The following is a 14857-nucleotide window of genomic DNA, read 5'->3' on the forward strand; positions in this document are numbered from 1 at the left end:
AGCGCGCGCCATCGGCCACCTTCCTGTTGGGCGAAGTGGCAATGGCTCCATCCAGCGTGACCGATCCCTCGACGATCAGGGCCTTGATCCGCTCGCGCGACAGGTCGGTCGCCTCGGCAAGCGCCTTGTCGAGGCGATTGGAGGCGGCAAGCGCGCCAGTGATGCATTGCGGGCCGGACATCGCTATGGCCATGCGCGATGGCTCTCACCGTGACAAGGCAGGCGATCGCGCGCATGCTCGCCGAAGCGGAGCGCGCCCATCCGCACGAGGCATGCGGCCTGCTCCTCGGCCAGGGGGAGCGCATTACCGCCATCCGGCCCACCGCCAACGTCCATCCCGAACCCGCGCGGTTCTTCGAAATCGATCCGCAGGCGCTGATCGATGCGCATCGTTCGGCGCGTTCGGGCGGTGCGGAGCTGATCGGTTATTACCACTCGCATCCCGTAGGCCCGCCCGAACCGTCCGCAACCGACCGCGCGCAGGGAACGGGGGACGACAGGGTGTGGGCGATCGTCGGCGAACGGACGATCCGTTTCTGGCGCGACACGAAGGATGGTTTTGAACCACTTTCCTATGTGGCCGACGAAGGCTAGATGGGTCTGGCACCCGACGATCGCTTGGTTCGTGGGGACGATCGGAATATCGTCCCGCAGGATCGGCCATTGCCGAAGTCGACGGATGCCGGAATACAATGCGGTGTGGCGGCAAATCCGGACGCCCCGCTCGCACCGCCAATCGCCTCGCTCTGAATTGGGATTACGATGACCGCCACTTCCGCCACCGATCTCGCCGCGCTGCTGTGTTCGCGCCTGTGCCACGACATGCTGTCTCCGGTGGGGGCGCTGTCGAACGGGCTCGAACTGCTTGCGATCGAAAGCGATCCGGAGATGCGGCAGAACTGTATCGAACTGCTCGAACAGAGCGCCACGATCAGCGCCAACAAGCTGAAATATTTCCGGCTGGCCTATGGCGCGGCGGGCGGCTTCGGAGACCGTGTCGGCGTCGAAGAGCCGAAGGATCTGATCCAGTCGCTCGCCACCGACAAGGGGCGGATCGAGGTGAACTGGGCGCTTTCGGGCGGCACGCTTGCCAAGCCGGCGGTCAAGGTGCTGCTCAACTTCGCGCAGATCGCGCTGGATGCTCTGGTGCGCGGCGGCACGCTCGATGTCGGGGCCGAAGTGCGGGATGGGGCCTGCGAGATCGTGATCCGCGCGGCGGGGCCGAAGATCGCCTTTGACGAGGTGCTGGGGCGCGCGCTGGACGGCAAGCTCGATGCGGACGAGCTGACCAGCCGCACGGTGTCCGCACACATGATCCATCTGCTGGCGCAGGAATGTGGCGGCGGGCTTCAGTACGCCAAAGGTGACGATGCGCTGGTGCTGGGTGCGGTGCTGCCCGAACCCGAAGGCATGATCGGGTGAGCGAGCCTCTGACACCGTCCGATTTCGGTAAGGTCGGCGAGGAGCTGCCCACCAGCCGGGACGAGCTGGTCCATCGCGAGGTGCTTTCGCCGAACCATGACGAGCGCGCACTGCCCGTATCCATGGTGGTGATCCACTACACCGAGATGGAGGACAAAGGCTTTGCAATCGAGCGGTTGTGCGATCCGGAAGCCAAGGTTTCCGCCCATTATCTGATCGGCGAACAGGGCGAGGTCGTTCGGCTGGTGCCGGAAGAAAAGCGCGCCTGGCATGCGGGCGTCTCCTATTGGCGCGGGATCAAGGACGTGAATTCAGCCTCGATCGGGATCGAGCTAGACCATCCGGGCCATAAATACGGCTATCGCGGCTTCAACGATGCGCAGTTCGAAGCGCTGGTCCCGCTGGTGGCGCGCATGGTGAAGCGGTTCGACATTCCGCGCGCCAATGTGGTCGGCCATTCGGACGTCGCCCCGCAGCGCAAGATCGATCCGGGCGAGCTGTTCCCGTGGGAGCGGCTGGCCGAATACGGACTGTGCCTGCCGATACCGGACAAGCTCGAACGCGGCGATCCGTTCGATAACGACGCTTCGTTCTATCTCGCGCTCGAACGTTATGGCTACGACATCACCGACGGGCACAAGGCGGTCGAGGCGTTCCAGCGCCGCTGGCGTCCGCGCCGGATCGACGGGGTCATCGATGGGGAGGTGCGGGCGATCCTGTTCCAGCTCCTGCTCGATCGGGATCGCGGCACGACCCGCTAATCGGCGAGCGGGCCCAGCGCGGTCTTGAGATCGCCGAGCCAGGGCTCGTACGGCTTCCACGCCCCCTGGCCGGAGCGGTTGATCGGCCTTCGGACCTGTTCCGAACTCGCCGTGCGCACCGCGCGCGCCGTGCGGTGGAATTCGAGGCAGGCCTCCTCGAAAGGCAGGCCGATATGATCGAGCATGCGCCGGGTCTGCCCTTCGAGATCGTCGAGCACGTCTTCGTGCCGCACGCGCAGCACCTTTCCCGGCAGCACGCGGTCCCAGTGGTCCATCAAAGCGACGTAATCGGCGTAATAGCGCCCGATCTCGGTCAGGCCGTATGTGAAGTCCTGTCCTTCGGCGAACAGCTGCTTGAAGCCGGAGAAGCAGCAATCCATCGGATCGCGCCGCGCATCGATGATCGTCGCATTGGGCAGGATCAGGTGGATCAGGCCGATGTGCCGGAAATTGTTCGGCATCTTGTCGATGAAAAAGGGCGCGCCCTGCCTGTGGATGCGGGTGTTGGCGAGGAAATCCCGGCCGAATCCGGTGAGTTGTTCGAGCGTCAGATCGTGGAGCACCTGCGGGTAGCGTGACTGGCCCGCCTTCCTGCCTCTCAACCGGTGCGCAAGAGCGAGCACGTTGGGCAGCTCCAGCGTTCCGTCGATCTGCGAATGGCTGGCGAGGATCTGTTCGAGCAGGGTCGATCCTGCGCGCGGCAGGCCGAGGATGAAGATCGGATCGCGCGCCGGATCGCCCGCGCCCTGCTTCGCCGCGAAGAGATCGGATGTGCAGACCTCTTCCTGCGCTTTCAGCTCCTCGCTCATCCGATCGGCGTCGTAGCGGGTCTGGCGCCGCTTCAGCGCATTGCCCTCTTCATAGAAGCCGAAGGAGGCCTCGTATTCCTCGCGATCCTCGTGCGCTTTTCCCAGAGCGAAGGTGAGATGCACCCGGTCCATGAACGCGATTTCGGGCCGCGCGACCTGCTCGCGCATGGCGGCGATCTCGCCTTCGGTGAAGCGATAGGTCTTGAGATTGGCGAGCGCGTAATAGGCATCGCCGTGATCGGGCTTGGCGGCGATCGCCGCGCGGTAGGAAGCCACGGCTTCGTCCTGCTGCCCGGTCGTCTTGAGCGCATGCCCGCGCGAGGTCAGCGTCGCCGGATCGTCGGGCAATTTGGCGAGCACTGCGTCGAACAGTTCGAAGGCGCGCGTATAATCGCCGGTCTGCATGCTCTCGATCGCGAGATGCGACTGGAATAACGGGCTTTCGGGATCGCGGCGGTAAAGCGCTTCGGCCTCGTCGCGCGACCGTTCGAATTTCTGGCGCTTGCGCAGCACGTCCATGTAATCGAGCCGGACCTGGATATTGTCCGGTTCGAACGCGACCGCGCTTTCCAGCAGGAATTCCGCATCGTCGAGAATGCCGAGCCTGAGGCCGATCTGCGCGAGCAGGCGCATCGCTTCGACATGGCGCGGATTGCGGCGCAGGAAATGGCGGCAGATCTCTTCGGCCCGCAGGGGACGGCCTTCATGCAGATGATGGGTGACCGCCACCAGCTCGCGCGGCAGCGCCGTAACGCGCCGCGCCTGTTCCTGCGCGGCGGCGGCTTCCGCCGTGCGTCCCATCGCTGCCAGCAATTCCGCCTGTGCGGTCCAGCTTGCAGTCAGGGCCGGATTGAAGCGCACCGCACGGGCATAGGCGCTCAGAGCGTCATCTTTATCGCCGCGCGCCCGCGCGAGATGCCCCGCTTCCTGCCAGGCGCGCCCGTATTCGGGCATTTCGGCATGCAACCGCTCCAGAAAGGATCGCGCCGCATCGTGCCGGTCCAGATAGCGCGCCGCGACCGCCGCGACATAGAGCGCATCGCCATCCTTCGGATCTTTCGCCAACAAAGTGTCGGCACGCGCCAGCCCTCCGGCGAAATCGTTGCGCTGCAGGGCTTCCTGAGCCTCTTTCAATTGGTCGCCGTGATCGCTCATGCCTGCGCCATTCGCAAAAACGAACGGCGGGGGCAAACCCGGTAATAGGTTCGCCCCCGCCGCATCGTGTCGTTCGACAGCTTGATCAGTAGCTGAAGCTCGCCTTCACGCCCACGGTCAGCGGGCGATTGGTCACGATACGCGGGCGATCGTAGTAGAAATCGCCTGCGATCTGGGCACGTTCGTCGAACAGGTTCGCCCCGTACACTTCGAACTTCCACTGATCGTAAGCGACGCCTGCCGAGAGATTGACCAGCGTGTAGCTGTCGAGTTCAAGCCGGTTGATCGCGATGATGTCGGTGAATTTCGACGCCGAATGCGATACCGACGGCTGCACGAAGGCTTCGAGCCGGTCCGACAGATCCCATTCGTACCGCACCCGCAGATTGCCCTGGAAGGACGGTGCATAGGCGAGGTCGGAACCCGCCTGGACGTCGTCGGTCGGGGTCAGCACTTCGGTGATCTCGGTATCGAGCAACGAGACTGCGCCCGACACGGTCAGGCCCGGCACCGCATAGGGCGCGAAGGTGAAGTCCGCCTCGAACCCGAAGATCTCCGCATTCGCCGCATTGTCCGAGAAGAACAGATTGGTGATGCTGGGATCGAAGATCGTCGTCTGCAGATTGCTGATATCGACATAGAACAGGCTGCCATTGACGCGCAGCTGCCGGTCGAAGAGCTGGGTTTTGGCGCCGATTTCGTAGTTCTTCACCTCGTCCGATTCCAGTTCGAACGGCACGGTGAAGCCGCCGGGCCCCTGCGCGCCGCCGGGCCGGTTGAGCAGGCCGGGGCGGAAGCCTTCTGAATAGGTCGCGTAGAACAGCAGATCGTCACTCGGCGTGACGTTGACGGTCCCCTTGAAGATCACGCCCTTGGTGCGCGCCTCGTCCGGCGCGCGCACCGCGTTGAACACCTGCTGCGCCTGCGCCGCACTGAGCCCGGCTGCCTGAATGTCGGCCAAGCTGTCGTTAAGATCGAAGGTCTGGCGAAGATCGGCATTGCACGAACCGATGAAGGTGTACTGGCCATCGCCATCGTAAAGGTCGGAGATGTTCGTGCCGAAGGCATTGGCATCCTCGGCCGCGCCGGAATTGCAGAAGCTGCTGTTCGCGGTGCCTTCGAAATCGACCGCCACGTCGTAATAGCGCGCGCCGCCGGTGACCGAGAGAAAATCGGGCACGATGTCGAAGCTCACCTGGCCGAAGACGCCGATCTGTTCGTCGGTGCGCTTCACGTCGTTGCGGAAGATCGCGGTGGCGGGAAGCGGGCCGGGATCAGACTGAAACGCGCCCGGGAACGGGAAATTCGGCGCGAAGGGACCGAACGGTGCCGCGGCGATGTTGCCCGGATAATTGTAGTCGTTGCGCTCCTTCAGGACGAGGCGCGAATAGAAACCACCGGCGCTGACGCGGAAGCGGTTTTCTTCCGGCGTGCTGACGCGCAATTCCTGTGTGAACTTGGTCAGATCGGTATCCGACGTCACGAAGGCGTTGGGCGGCTGGCAGGTGCCGCTCGGCGCAGCGTCGCCCGGATAGGTCACCGAACCGTCGCAGATGTAATAGGGCAGGTACTGGCCCGCGAACAGGTAATCGGAATAGTCGATCCGCTGTTCGGTCTCGCGATCGGTGTAGGCCCCGTTATAGATCACGTCGAGCATGCCGAGGCGGCCTTCGACGTTCCAGGCGGTGTTCGAGAAATCGTCTTCCAGCCGGTCGTCCTCGAAGCGCTGGATTTCCAGATCGTCGAGATCGAGTTCGGGATCGGAGAAGAAGACGCCGTCGCTCTCAAGGCTCTGGCGGCTATGCGCCACGGTGATCGTCCAGTCCGGCGTTACCTCGTACAGCGCGGTGACGCGGAAGCCTGAATACTGGGTGTCGTTGAAATTGTCTTCCACGAGCCCGGCATTGTTCGCTTCGAGGAAGGTGACGTTCGACAGATCGGCCCCGGCCTGGAAACCGGCCCGGTTCGGCGCCACGACCGCACCATTGCGGCGCACGGTGCCCGCGGGGCGGAAACGCGCGCTTCCGCGTGCGGTGCGGGTGCCTGCGACATTGTCGACATAGCCGCCCTGATCGTCGAGATAGACCACGCCGCGCAGCGCCAAGCTGTCGGTGACGGGGACGTTCAGCATGGCTTCGGCGTTGTAGCTGGTCTCGCCATCCTTGGTGAAGGACGTGCCCGCCGTCACCTTGGCGTCCCACTGGCCGAGACGCGGCTTGTTGGTGATGAGGCGCACGACGCCCGCCTGCGAACTGGCGCCGAACAGCGTGCCCTGCGGACCCGACAATACCTCGATCCGCTCCAGATCGGCGGCGTAGACGTCGAGATTGCGGCCCGGCTGCGAGAGCGGCTGCTCGTCGAGATAGAGCGACACGTTAGGCGCGAGGCCTGCGACGCCTGCGGTGGTCAGGTTCGGCGTGGTCGAGGCGAGACCGCGAATGTAGATCGTGCTCTGGCCCGGGCTGCCGCCCCCGGCGGTGACGGTAGGAAGTTCTTCGAGATAATCATCGAAGGTCGCGATGTTGAGCTGGTCGAGCTGCTCTTCCCCGAGAGCCTGGACCGAGATCGGCACATCCTGCAGGTTCTCGTTGCGGCGCTGCGCGGTCACGACGATGGTCTGGACGCCGCCCTGCCGCTGAGGCCGGTCGGCCTGCGTGGTACCCTGAGTAGCGGGTTGCGTGCTGGCGGGCTGGGCGGCCGCATCCTGAGCGGCGGCGGGCGTGGCGAGAGCGATGGCGAGCACGCCGATCGAGGCTCCGCCTACATAGTTTTTCATTTTTGACCCCTGTGTCTTCTACGGACGAGTTGGCGAAATCCGGCGCGACGGAGGTCGGCCGGTTATCGAAATGCGAGTTTTGCTAGGGGGCCTAGGCTAACGGACCGGGTGGTGCCGGGCCACATTGGGCCCGGCAAATTCGCCTAATGAATGCAGCAGCGTTGCAAATTCGCCACAGTCAGGTGGCCTCGTTTCCGCGCTCTGCCTCGCGTGCCGTAACGTCATCGGCGAGCTCCACCGCTCTGGTCTCGACGCCCTGACTTTTACGGATCAGATCGTACACGACCGCCTTCAGCACGCCGACGCCCATTGCGGCGAGGACGAAGGAGAATGGCAGCGCGCCGATGATCATCGTGATGCGGATCGCGTCGATACCGCCCAGCACCAGCATGCTGCCGACCACGAAGGCGAGCGCCGCGCCCCAGAACAGGATATGATGGCGACGGTCCCCTTCGGTCTCTCCGGCGCCGTTGATCGTGTTGACGATCAGGATCGCGCTGTCGGCGGACGTGACCAGATAGGTCAGCAGCAGCACGACGATCAGCCCCGCTGCGATCTGCGCGACAGCGGGATCGAGCATGACGGCCAGCGTCGCGAAGAGCTGGTCGGCCATTTCCGCATTCACGATGCTGCCTCCGGCTGCGCCGCTGAGTTCCAGATCGATCGCGGTTCCGCCCACCAGCGCCATCCAGACGAAGCAGACGAGCGACGGCACCAGCATCACGCCGAAGACGTATTCGCGGATCGTGCGGCCGCGCGAGATGCGGGCGATGAACATGCCCACGAAGGGCGCGAAGGCGATCCACCACGCCCAGTAGAACACCGACCAGTCGAGCTGCCACTGGACCAGCTCGGCCCCGAAGGGCGCGTCTTCGGAAAACAGCGTCAGGGAATTGGGGACGAGGGTGCGGATGTAGTCGAAAATTCCCAGCCCCAGCGTCTTCATCCCATACGTCAGCGAACCGAAGATCGCGAAGACGATCAGCAGCAGGGCGGACAGGCCGAGATTGAGATTGGAGAGCCACTTGATCCCCTTACCCACGCCCGACAATGCGCTGAGCGTGGAGGCCCCGACGAGGATCGCAAGCGCGAGGAGGATGGCGGGGACCGAGGACGAGCCATCGGGATCGAGCAGCCAGTCGCCAAGGCCGAGGCGCGCAAGCCCCGCCACGAATTGTTCGACACCCAACCCCATGGTCACGGCCACGCCCAGGATCGTCGCCACGACCGCGACCACATCGACGACATGGCCGAACGGCCCCGACATCGCCTTACCGAACAACGGAGCAAGGGCGGACCGGATCGTGAGCGGAAGGCCGCGGCGATACGCCACATAGCCGACCGACAGCCCGACCAGAGCGTAAGTCCCCCAAGCGGCGAAGCCCCAGTGGAGGAAGGTGTAGATATAGGCCGATCGGACCGCTTCGGCGGATTGCGAGGCCACCAGGCCGCGGATGATATCCGGATTGTTGCTGAAATGCGCGAGCGGTTCGCCGGTGGAATAGGTCAGCACGCCGATCCCGATCCCGGCACCGAACAGCATGGCGAACCAGGATAGGCGACCGAATTCGGGCTTCTCGTCCGCCATTCCGATGCGCAGGCGCCCCGATTGCGGGATCACTGCAAGCACGATGCAGGCGCTCAGCAAGAAGGCGACGAGATAGACATACCAGCCCGCAAAGGTCGAAATGATGGTCGAATTGGCGGCCGTCAGCGTTTCGTTGGCGCTGACGGGAAAGAAGATCGCCCACATGATCAGCAGCGAAACGATGACCTTGGCGGGGATCGTCACTTCGCGGCTGAAACCATCGTAGAAACCGCGGCTTGCGGTGCGGATGGGCAGGTCGACGAGAGGCGGAGAAATCCGCTTATCGGAATGATCGGTCATGAAGGGCTCGCTGATTGAGTGCATCAAGCCTTGAAAAAGGCCGAGAATATCGAGCGGCACGATAGACGGATCGCGAAAATTAGCAAATGTGCAGCGGCGCGGATGCGTCCGAGCGGGACGCGCCGGACGGCGCGCTCGGCACCGTCCGGCTCATAAGCGCCTGTAATGGTTCAAGCTGCTGCGACGAAGCGCCGCCTCAAAACCAAAAACGGATGCCTACGACGTAATTGGTCGTGCTCGGATCCTCGCCGGAAGCGCGGGCGTAATCGGCACTGCCGCCCAGCTTCCATTCCTGTTCGATCCCGACATAGGGCGCGAATTCGCGGGCGATCTCGTAACGAAGCCGTACGCCCGTCTCGATCGTGTCGAGGCCTGCGCCGATGCCGAGTTCGGGGACGTCCTGCGCGGCGAGCGCGACTTCGAGGCGGGGCTGGACGATCAGGCGCTGGGTCACGCGCTGGTCGAGCTCGACCTCCGCCGTGGCGGTCAGATCGCCCTTGGTCGACAGCAGCAGATCGGCCTCGACCTCGAACAGATACGGGGCAAGGCCCTGGATGCCGATATCGAGATAGGTGCGCTCCGGCCCGGTCAGATCCTGCCGAACGCCCGCCTGGAGATCGAAATAGGGATTGATCGCGCGCCCGTAGAGCAGCGCGACATCGGCGCTTTCCAGCCCCTCGCCGAACGCTCCTTCGCCTTCGGATTCGAGCCAGACCCGGTTGATGTCGCCGCCATACCAGGCATCGCCGTCCCACAGATAACCGTCCTCGCCCTCGTGCGCCCGGTATTCGAAGCGATCGAGAACAAGGCCTGCGGTCAGCATGCCGCCATTCTCGCGAGCCAGTGCGGCGCGGCTGGCGCGCATGGCTTCGGCGCCCCAGATGGCATCGGCGGCGGTCGGCGGGCCGGACCCGGCGGATGCGGGCGGCGGCGCGATCGGGATTTCCGGGGACTGGTTTGAGACCGAGCCGTGGTTCATATCCGAATGGTCCATGCCGGAATGGTCCATGGTCGCATGATCCATCTGGCCGTGACCCATGCTCGCATGATCCATCGCGTTATGGTCCATCGCGCCATGATCCATGTCCGCGTGATCGACCGGAGCGGAATTCTCAGGTGCGCAGCTGTCTTCGGGCACGGCATGGCCCATCGCGCGATGACGGGCCGCTTCGGCTTGGCATTCGGACTGCGGCGTCGCGGTATGGTGCCCCATATGCGCCGCATGGTCGGCATGGGATTGCGCGAAGCCCGGTCCGGCAGAGCTGGCCAGAACGAGCGCGGCGAGATTTACGGCGCGGCTCATCCTTCGGCTCCCATAGTCGCGCCAGGCTGAGCCACGGTCACCACCTGAAACATGCCCGAATGCATGTGATAGAGCAGGTGGCAATGGAAGGCCCAATCGCCGGGCTCGTCGGCTGTGAGGTCGAATTGGGCGAAGCCGCCCGGCTGGACGATCACGGTGTGCTTTTGCGGCTGGAAGCCTTCTGGCGCGCCGTTGACCAGTTCAAAGAAATGGCCGTGCAGATGGATCGGGTGGGCCATCATGGTGTTGTTGACCAGCTTGACCCGGACCCGCTCGTTATAGGCGAAGCGGATCGGATTATCGGTGACGGAGGAGTATTTCTCCCCGTCGAACGACCACATGTAGCGTTCCATGTTTCCGGTCAGATGGATTTCCAGCATCCGCGAGGGGGTACGCGGATCGTCGTTCCGTTCGAGCGCGGCGAGATCGTTATAGGTCAGCACCTTGTGCGGCACCTTGTCGAGCCCGATGCCGGGATCGCCCATCCGGTCAACCGGATTCATCGCCACCATGTCGATACCGGGGCCGATCTTGACGGTGGGCGGAAGCTTGGACGTGTCGCGCATATCCATCCCGCCCATATCCATGCCGGACATGTCCATCGGCTCGGCCGCCGTGGTCTTGGCGGGCATGGCATGTCCCATCGCGGAATGATCCATCTGCGAATGATCCATACCGCTCATCGCGCCAGCATCGCCGCCATGATCCATGCCGCCGTGGTCCATTCCCCCACCGTGGGCGCCGTGGTTCATGCCCATATCGGCCATGGTGAGCAGCGGCGGATCGCGTAAGGCGGGCACCGGCGCGCGGGCGCCCGGCCTGCTCGCCAGCGTCGCCACAGCCATGCCCGATCTGTCCATCGCTTCGGCGACGATGGTCATCGCCTCGCCGGTCGGTTCCACCACGATGTCGTAGGTTTCGGCCGTACCGATCTGGAATTCCTGCACCGGAACCGGGCGCACATTCTGCCCGTCGGCGGCCACCACATGGATGGTCGCGCCGGGAATGCGGACGTTGAAGAAGCTCATCGCGCTGCCGTTGATCACGCGGATGCGCACCCGCTCTCCGGGGTTGAAAAGATATTCCAGCCCTTCTTCCGGGCCATGCCCATTGGCGAGATAGGTGTAGGTCGATCCGGTCACGTCCAGAATGTCGGTCGCCATCATCCGCATCCGGCCCCACATCCGCCGCTGTTCGGCATCGAGCGGATAATCGTCGGTGAAGCTGGTCTGCTGGTAATTGAAGTAGCCTTCGCCCTTCTTCAATTTGTCCATGATCGCGTGCGGATGCATCGGCGTGAACTCGCTCAGGAGCATCACGTAATCGCGATCCGCCTGCACGGGATCGGGCCCGGCGGGATCGACCACGATCGGGCCGTAATGCCCCGCCTGTTCCTGCAGGTTCGAATGCGAATGCCACCAATAGGTCCCGGCCTGGCGCACGGGAAATTCGGCGGTGAAGCTCTTCCCCGGGGCGATGCCGGGGAAGCTGACGCCCGGCACCCCGTCGAGATGGAAGGGCAACAGCAGGCCATGCCAATGAATCGAGGTATCCTCGTCCAGAGTGTTGTGGACGTTGAGGCGCACGCTCGTGCCCTCTTTCAAGCGCAGGAGAGGGCCGGGCACGCTACCATTGACGGCGATAGCATGGCCGCGCCGCCCCTGAACCGTATGCATGCCTTCGCCAACGGTCAGATCGATACTTGCGCCCGAAACCTCGTCGAAGCCGGACCGGATCGCGCCGCCATGGTGGATCGAAGCCCCGCGCGCCCAAGCGGGCAAGGCGCTCAACATGCCTGCGCCAAGCATGCCTGCACCAAGCAGGCGGCGGCGGGTAAGGGACAGATCGGACATCGGACTTGCAACTCCTTCGTGAGCCGACATATATACCCCCCTACAGTATTGCAAGAAGGCCGGAAGGGCCTGCCGATCGAAAGGCCGAAAGATGGCTGCGAAGCCCGACACCACCAAGATCGTGAACCGCCTGCGCCGGGTCGAAGGGCAGGTGCGCGGGGTTGCGCAGATGGTGGAGGACGATCGCTATTGCATCGATATCCTCACCCAGATGCAGGCGGTGAAGGCCGCGCTCAGCCGCGCGGAAAGCGAGATCCTGAAGCGCCACGCCGGATGCTGCGTGGCCGAAGCCATCGCCAGCGGCGACGAGAGCGAGCAGCGGCGCAAATTCGGCGAGTTGATCGATCTGTTCGAGAAGGCGAAACGATGACGCGTCTCTTCCATGCGATTGCCGCCGCGCTGGTTCTGGCGCTGGCTATCCTCGCGCAGCCCGCTGCCGCACATGGGGGCGAGAAGCACGGCGCGGCAAAAGCGCCGGTCCAAACGGAAACACCCGCCGCATCCGCGCAGGACGGTGAGGAACCGGCCTCGCCGAGCAGCGAGGCACAAGAGGAGCCGCGCGCTGATAGCGAGCACGCCTCTTCCGGCGGTTCGGTCCTGACACGCTTGCACCCCGCCACGGTGCACTTCCCGATCGCGCTGCTCATCGTCGCGGCGCTGGTGGAGATGCTGGCAATGGCCCGGTCTTCGGGCCCGCTGGCGCAGGCCGCCAATGTGATGACGGTCGCAGGCGCTGCGGGCGCGGTGATCGCTGCTCTATTCGGCTGGATCCACACCGGCATCTGGTTCGGCGGCGATTCAACGATGCACTGGCATCGCTGGACCGGGACGGGCCTGGCGCTTGCCGCTCCGCTCGCCGCGCTGCTGGCGTTTCGCGCCGATCGCAGGGCGTTCCGGATCGTCATCGTGCTGATTGCAGCGGCGTTGGTGGCGCAAGGATATTGGGGTGCGGAACTGGCGCAGGGCCCCGACCATCTCGGACTTGGAATTTAAGGAGAAAATCGATGATCGACAGCTTACGATCCGCCATGGCCCGCCGCTCTTTGGCAGGCGCGCTCGTCCTCGGTACGGCGCTCACCGCCTGCGCCGCGCAGGCCGCCAGCTTCACCATGTATCGCGATCCCAATTGCGGCTGCTGCCTCGCTTGGGCCGATCATATCGAGCAGGGCGACAGGCACAGCGTGAAAGCCGTCGATCATCCCGACATGGGCGCGATCAAGGCCGAGAACGGCGTGCCTAACGATTTGCGATCGTGCCACACGGCCATCGTCGAAGGCTATACGATCGAAGGCCACGTCCCCGCCGCCGATATCGAACGCCTGCTGGCCGAACGCCCCGCCGGCGTAACCGGCCTCGCCGTCGCGGGCATGCCGATGGGATCGCCGGGAATGGAGCATGGCGATCACCGCCAGGCCTATCAGGTCATCGCCTTCGGACCCGAAGGCCGCAGTGTCTGGGCGAATTACCCGGCCAATCACGGGAGCGCATCGTGAGCGATCGCAGCACATCCGCCAAGAAGGCCATCGTCTACCGGATGGTCATGCCCGAGCATGTCTGTCCCTATGGCCTCAAGACCGTCGACCTGTTGAAGCGCGAAGGGTTCGAGATCGAGGACCATCATCTCGAAACGCGCGAGGAGACCGACGCCTTCAAGGAAAAGCACGGCGTCAAGACGACCCCGCAGACCTTTATCGGCGGCGAGCGTATCGGCGGGTATGACGATCTGCGCGAACATTTCGGCAAGTCCGTCAAGAAGGAGGACGAGACCAGCTATCAGCCGGTGATCGCCATCTTCGGCGTCGCCTTCCTGCTCGGCCTCGCGATTAGCTGGTATGTGTTCGACACAATCTTCACCGTGCAGGCGGTCGAATGGTTCGTCAGCCTGTCGATGGCGCTGCTTGCGATTCAGAAATTGCAGGACGTCCGCAGCTTTTCGACCATGTTCCTCAATTACGACCTGCTGGCGCGCCGCTGGGTGCGGTACGGCTTCATCTATCCCTTCGGCGAGGCGCTGGCGGGCATATTGATGGTGGCCCATGCGCTTCCCATCGTCTCCGTCCCGGTATCGCTGTTCATCGGCACGGTCGGCGCGGTCAGCGTGTTCAAGGCTGTCTATGTCGACAAGCGCGAACTCAAATGCGCCTGTGTCGGCGGGGGCAGCAATGTGCCGCTCGGCTTCGTTTCGCTCACGGAGAACCTGTTCATGATCGGCATGGGCCTGTGGATGGGTGCCAAGGCATTGGGCTGGATCGTACTTTAATCGAAAATACGGAGGCAGGAATGGACCACTCTTCCAATCACTCGGGCGGCGGCAACTCGTATTGGCGCTTCATGGCGATGGTCGCGACCTCGACCGCGATCATGTTCGGCCTGATGTATCTCAACACATTCGAACTCGATCACGTCTTCTGGAGCGAGACGCGCTTCTGGATGATGTTCGTCATGGGCGGGATGATGATGATCGTCATGCTGCTCTTCATGTGGGGCATGTATCGCGACACGAAGAAGAACGTGATCATCCTGGCGGTCGGCGCGGTGGTGTTCGCAGGGGCCCTATGGCTGGTCCGCAGCCAGGCGACCGTGGACGACGAGGAATACATGGCGGCCATGATCCCGCATCATTCGATCGCGATCATGACCAGCGCCCGCGCCAATATCAGCGATCCGCGCGTGCGCGAACTCGCCGATTCCATCATCGCGGCGCAGGTAAAGGAAATCGCCGAGATGAAGCTGCTGCTCGAGGATATCGAGGCGAACGGCAAGATGGGTGACGGCACTCCGCTTCCGGCGCGGACCACTCAGCTGACCGAGGAATTGCAGCGGGAAGCGCAAAACGCCGCGGATCGCCGTGCCGTAAAGGCTCCCTGACAGGCTAGTAACGGTCGGCTGA

14 protein-coding genes are annotated in these 14857 nt (G+C 63.8%); 8 read left to right on the plus strand and 6 right to left on the minus strand.

The annotated features are described in order from the left end of the window. Positions 1–193: S4 domain-containing protein (locus A3736_RS13115; RefSeq protein ID WP_255363000.1), on the minus strand; the 193-nt coding region annotated here is incomplete at its 3' end. A 5-nt stretch (positions 194–198) separates the two neighbouring features. On the opposite strand from A3736_RS13115, the gene A3736_RS13120 reads away from it, so the two are divergent. The 3 genes from A3736_RS13120 (at position 199) to A3736_RS13130 (ending at position 2183) form a co-directional block, all read left to right on the plus strand. Then, a complete protein-coding gene (locus A3736_RS13120; RefSeq protein WP_067683760.1) occupies positions 199–594 on the plus strand; it encodes a Mov34/MPN/PAD-1 family protein in 396 nt (131 codons plus the stop codon). A gap of 168 nt (positions 595–762) precedes the next feature. Then, complete coding sequence (locus A3736_RS13125) at positions 763–1422, plus strand: histidine phosphotransferase family protein (protein ID WP_067683763.1); 660 nt, start codon at positions 763–765, stop codon at positions 1420–1422. A 122-nt stretch (positions 1423–1544) separates the two neighbouring features. Beyond that, positions 1545–2183 (plus strand): N-acetylmuramoyl-L-alanine amidase, encoded by a 639-nt coding sequence (locus A3736_RS13130; RefSeq protein WP_082851488.1) that lies wholly within the window; start codon positions 1545–1547, stop codon positions 2181–2183. Here A3736_RS13130 and A3736_RS13135 read toward each other — a convergent pair. The 5 genes from A3736_RS13135 to A3736_RS13155 form a co-directional block, all read right to left on the minus strand. After that, positions 2180–4147, minus strand: coding sequence for a tetratricopeptide repeat-containing sulfotransferase family protein (locus A3736_RS13135; protein ID WP_067683765.1), 1968 nt, complete (start codon positions 4145–4147; stop codon positions 2180–2182). The genes A3736_RS13130 and A3736_RS13135 overlap by 4 nt on opposite strands. A gap of 85 nt (positions 4148–4232) precedes the next feature. Beyond that, positions 4233–6923 carry a TonB-dependent receptor gene (locus A3736_RS13140; RefSeq protein ID WP_067683768.1) on the minus strand — a complete coding sequence of 897 codons (2691 nt, stop codon included), beginning with the start codon at positions 6921–6923 and terminating at the stop codon, positions 4233–4235. 178 nt (positions 6924–7101) lie between these two features. After that, a complete protein-coding gene (locus tag A3736_RS13145) occupies positions 7102–8811 on the minus strand; it encodes a BCCT family transporter (RefSeq protein ID WP_067683806.1) in 1710 nt (569 codons plus the stop codon). A 196-nt stretch (positions 8812–9007) separates the two neighbouring features. Beyond that, positions 9008–10114 (minus strand): copper resistance protein B, encoded by a 1107-nt coding sequence (locus A3736_RS13150; protein WP_067683771.1) that lies wholly within the window; start codon positions 10112–10114, stop codon positions 9008–9010. Further along, positions 10111–11967 (minus strand): copper resistance system multicopper oxidase, encoded by a 1857-nt coding sequence (locus A3736_RS13155; RefSeq protein WP_156502121.1) that lies wholly within the window; start codon positions 11965–11967, stop codon positions 10111–10113. Before A3736_RS13155 ends, A3736_RS13150 begins: the two co-directional genes overlap by 4 nt. Positions 11968–12058: 91 nt before the next feature. On the opposite strand from A3736_RS13155, the gene A3736_RS13160 reads away from it, so the two are divergent. From A3736_RS13160 to A3736_RS13180, 5 genes are read left to right on the plus strand one after another with little or no spacing between them, the layout of a single operon-like run. Next, on the plus strand, positions 12059–12337 hold the full coding sequence (locus A3736_RS13160; protein WP_067683774.1) for a metal-sensitive transcriptional regulator: 279 nt from the start codon (positions 12059–12061) through the stop codon (positions 12335–12337). Beyond that, positions 12334–12960, plus strand: a complete 627-nt coding sequence (locus A3736_RS13165; protein ID WP_067683777.1) for a DUF2231 domain-containing protein — start codon at positions 12334–12336, stop codon at positions 12958–12960. The genes A3736_RS13160 and A3736_RS13165 overlap by 4 nt, the downstream gene beginning before the upstream one ends. Before the next feature lie 11 nt (positions 12961–12971). Beyond that, positions 12972–13460 (plus strand): DUF411 domain-containing protein, encoded by a 489-nt coding sequence (locus A3736_RS13170; protein WP_067683780.1) that lies wholly within the window; start codon positions 12972–12974, stop codon positions 13458–13460. Between the two features lie 41 nt (positions 13461–13501). After that, positions 13502–14227, plus strand: a complete 726-nt coding sequence (locus tag A3736_RS13175; protein ID WP_067683812.1) for a glutaredoxin — start codon at positions 13502–13504, stop codon at positions 14225–14227. 20 nt (positions 14228–14247) lie between these two features. Then, positions 14248–14835: a DUF305 domain-containing protein gene (locus tag A3736_RS13180; protein WP_067683783.1), complete on the plus strand. Its 588-nt coding sequence runs from the start codon at positions 14248–14250 to the stop codon at positions 14833–14835. The last annotated feature ends 22 nt before the right edge of the window (positions 14836–14857 follow it).

It is taken from the genome of Erythrobacter sp. HI0063 (genome assembly GCF_001635685.1).
Taxonomy (GTDB): domain Bacteria; phylum Pseudomonadota; class Alphaproteobacteria; order Sphingomonadales; family Sphingomonadaceae; genus Qipengyuania.

Excerpts from the sequence above, each read along its gene's own strand:
- A3736_RS13140 (WP_067683768.1), bottom strand. The coding sequence starts at position 6,923 with ATGAAAAACTATGTAGGCGGAGCCTCGATCGGCGTGCTCGCCATCGCT.
- A3736_RS13125 (WP_067683763.1), top strand. The coding sequence starts at position 763 with ATGACCGCCACTTCCGCCACCGATCTCGCCGCGCTGCTGTGTTCGCGC.
- A3736_RS13120 (WP_067683760.1), top strand. The coding sequence starts at position 199 with ATGGCTCTCACCGTGACAAGGCAGGCGATCGCGCGCATGCTCGCCGAA.
- A3736_RS13145 (WP_067683806.1), bottom strand. The coding sequence starts at position 8,811 with ATGACCGATCATTCCGATAAGCGGATTTCTCCGCCTCTCGTCGACCTG.
- A3736_RS13130 (WP_082851488.1), top strand. The coding sequence starts at position 1,545 with ATGGTGGTGATCCACTACACCGAGATGGAGGACAAAGGCTTTGCAATC.
- A3736_RS13155 (WP_156502121.1), bottom strand. The coding sequence starts at position 11,967 with ATGTCCGATCTGTCCCTTACCCGCCGCCGCCTGCTTGGTGCAGGCATG.
- A3736_RS13150 (WP_067683771.1), bottom strand. The coding sequence starts at position 10,114 with ATGAGCCGCGCCGTAAATCTCGCCGCGCTCGTTCTGGCCAGCTCTGCC.
- A3736_RS13175 (WP_067683812.1), top strand. The coding sequence starts at position 13,502 with ATGGTCATGCCCGAGCATGTCTGTCCCTATGGCCTCAAGACCGTCGAC.
- A3736_RS13170 (WP_067683780.1), top strand. The coding sequence starts at position 12,972 with ATGATCGACAGCTTACGATCCGCCATGGCCCGCCGCTCTTTGGCAGGC.
- A3736_RS13180 (WP_067683783.1), top strand. The coding sequence starts at position 14,248 with ATGGACCACTCTTCCAATCACTCGGGCGGCGGCAACTCGTATTGGCGC.
- A3736_RS13165 (WP_067683777.1), top strand. The coding sequence starts at position 12,334 with ATGACGCGTCTCTTCCATGCGATTGCCGCCGCGCTGGTTCTGGCGCTG.
- A3736_RS13135 (WP_067683765.1), bottom strand. The coding sequence starts at position 4,147 with ATGAGCGATCACGGCGACCAATTGAAAGAGGCTCAGGAAGCCCTGCAG.
- A3736_RS13160 (WP_067683774.1), top strand. The coding sequence starts at position 12,059 with ATGGCTGCGAAGCCCGACACCACCAAGATCGTGAACCGCCTGCGCCGG.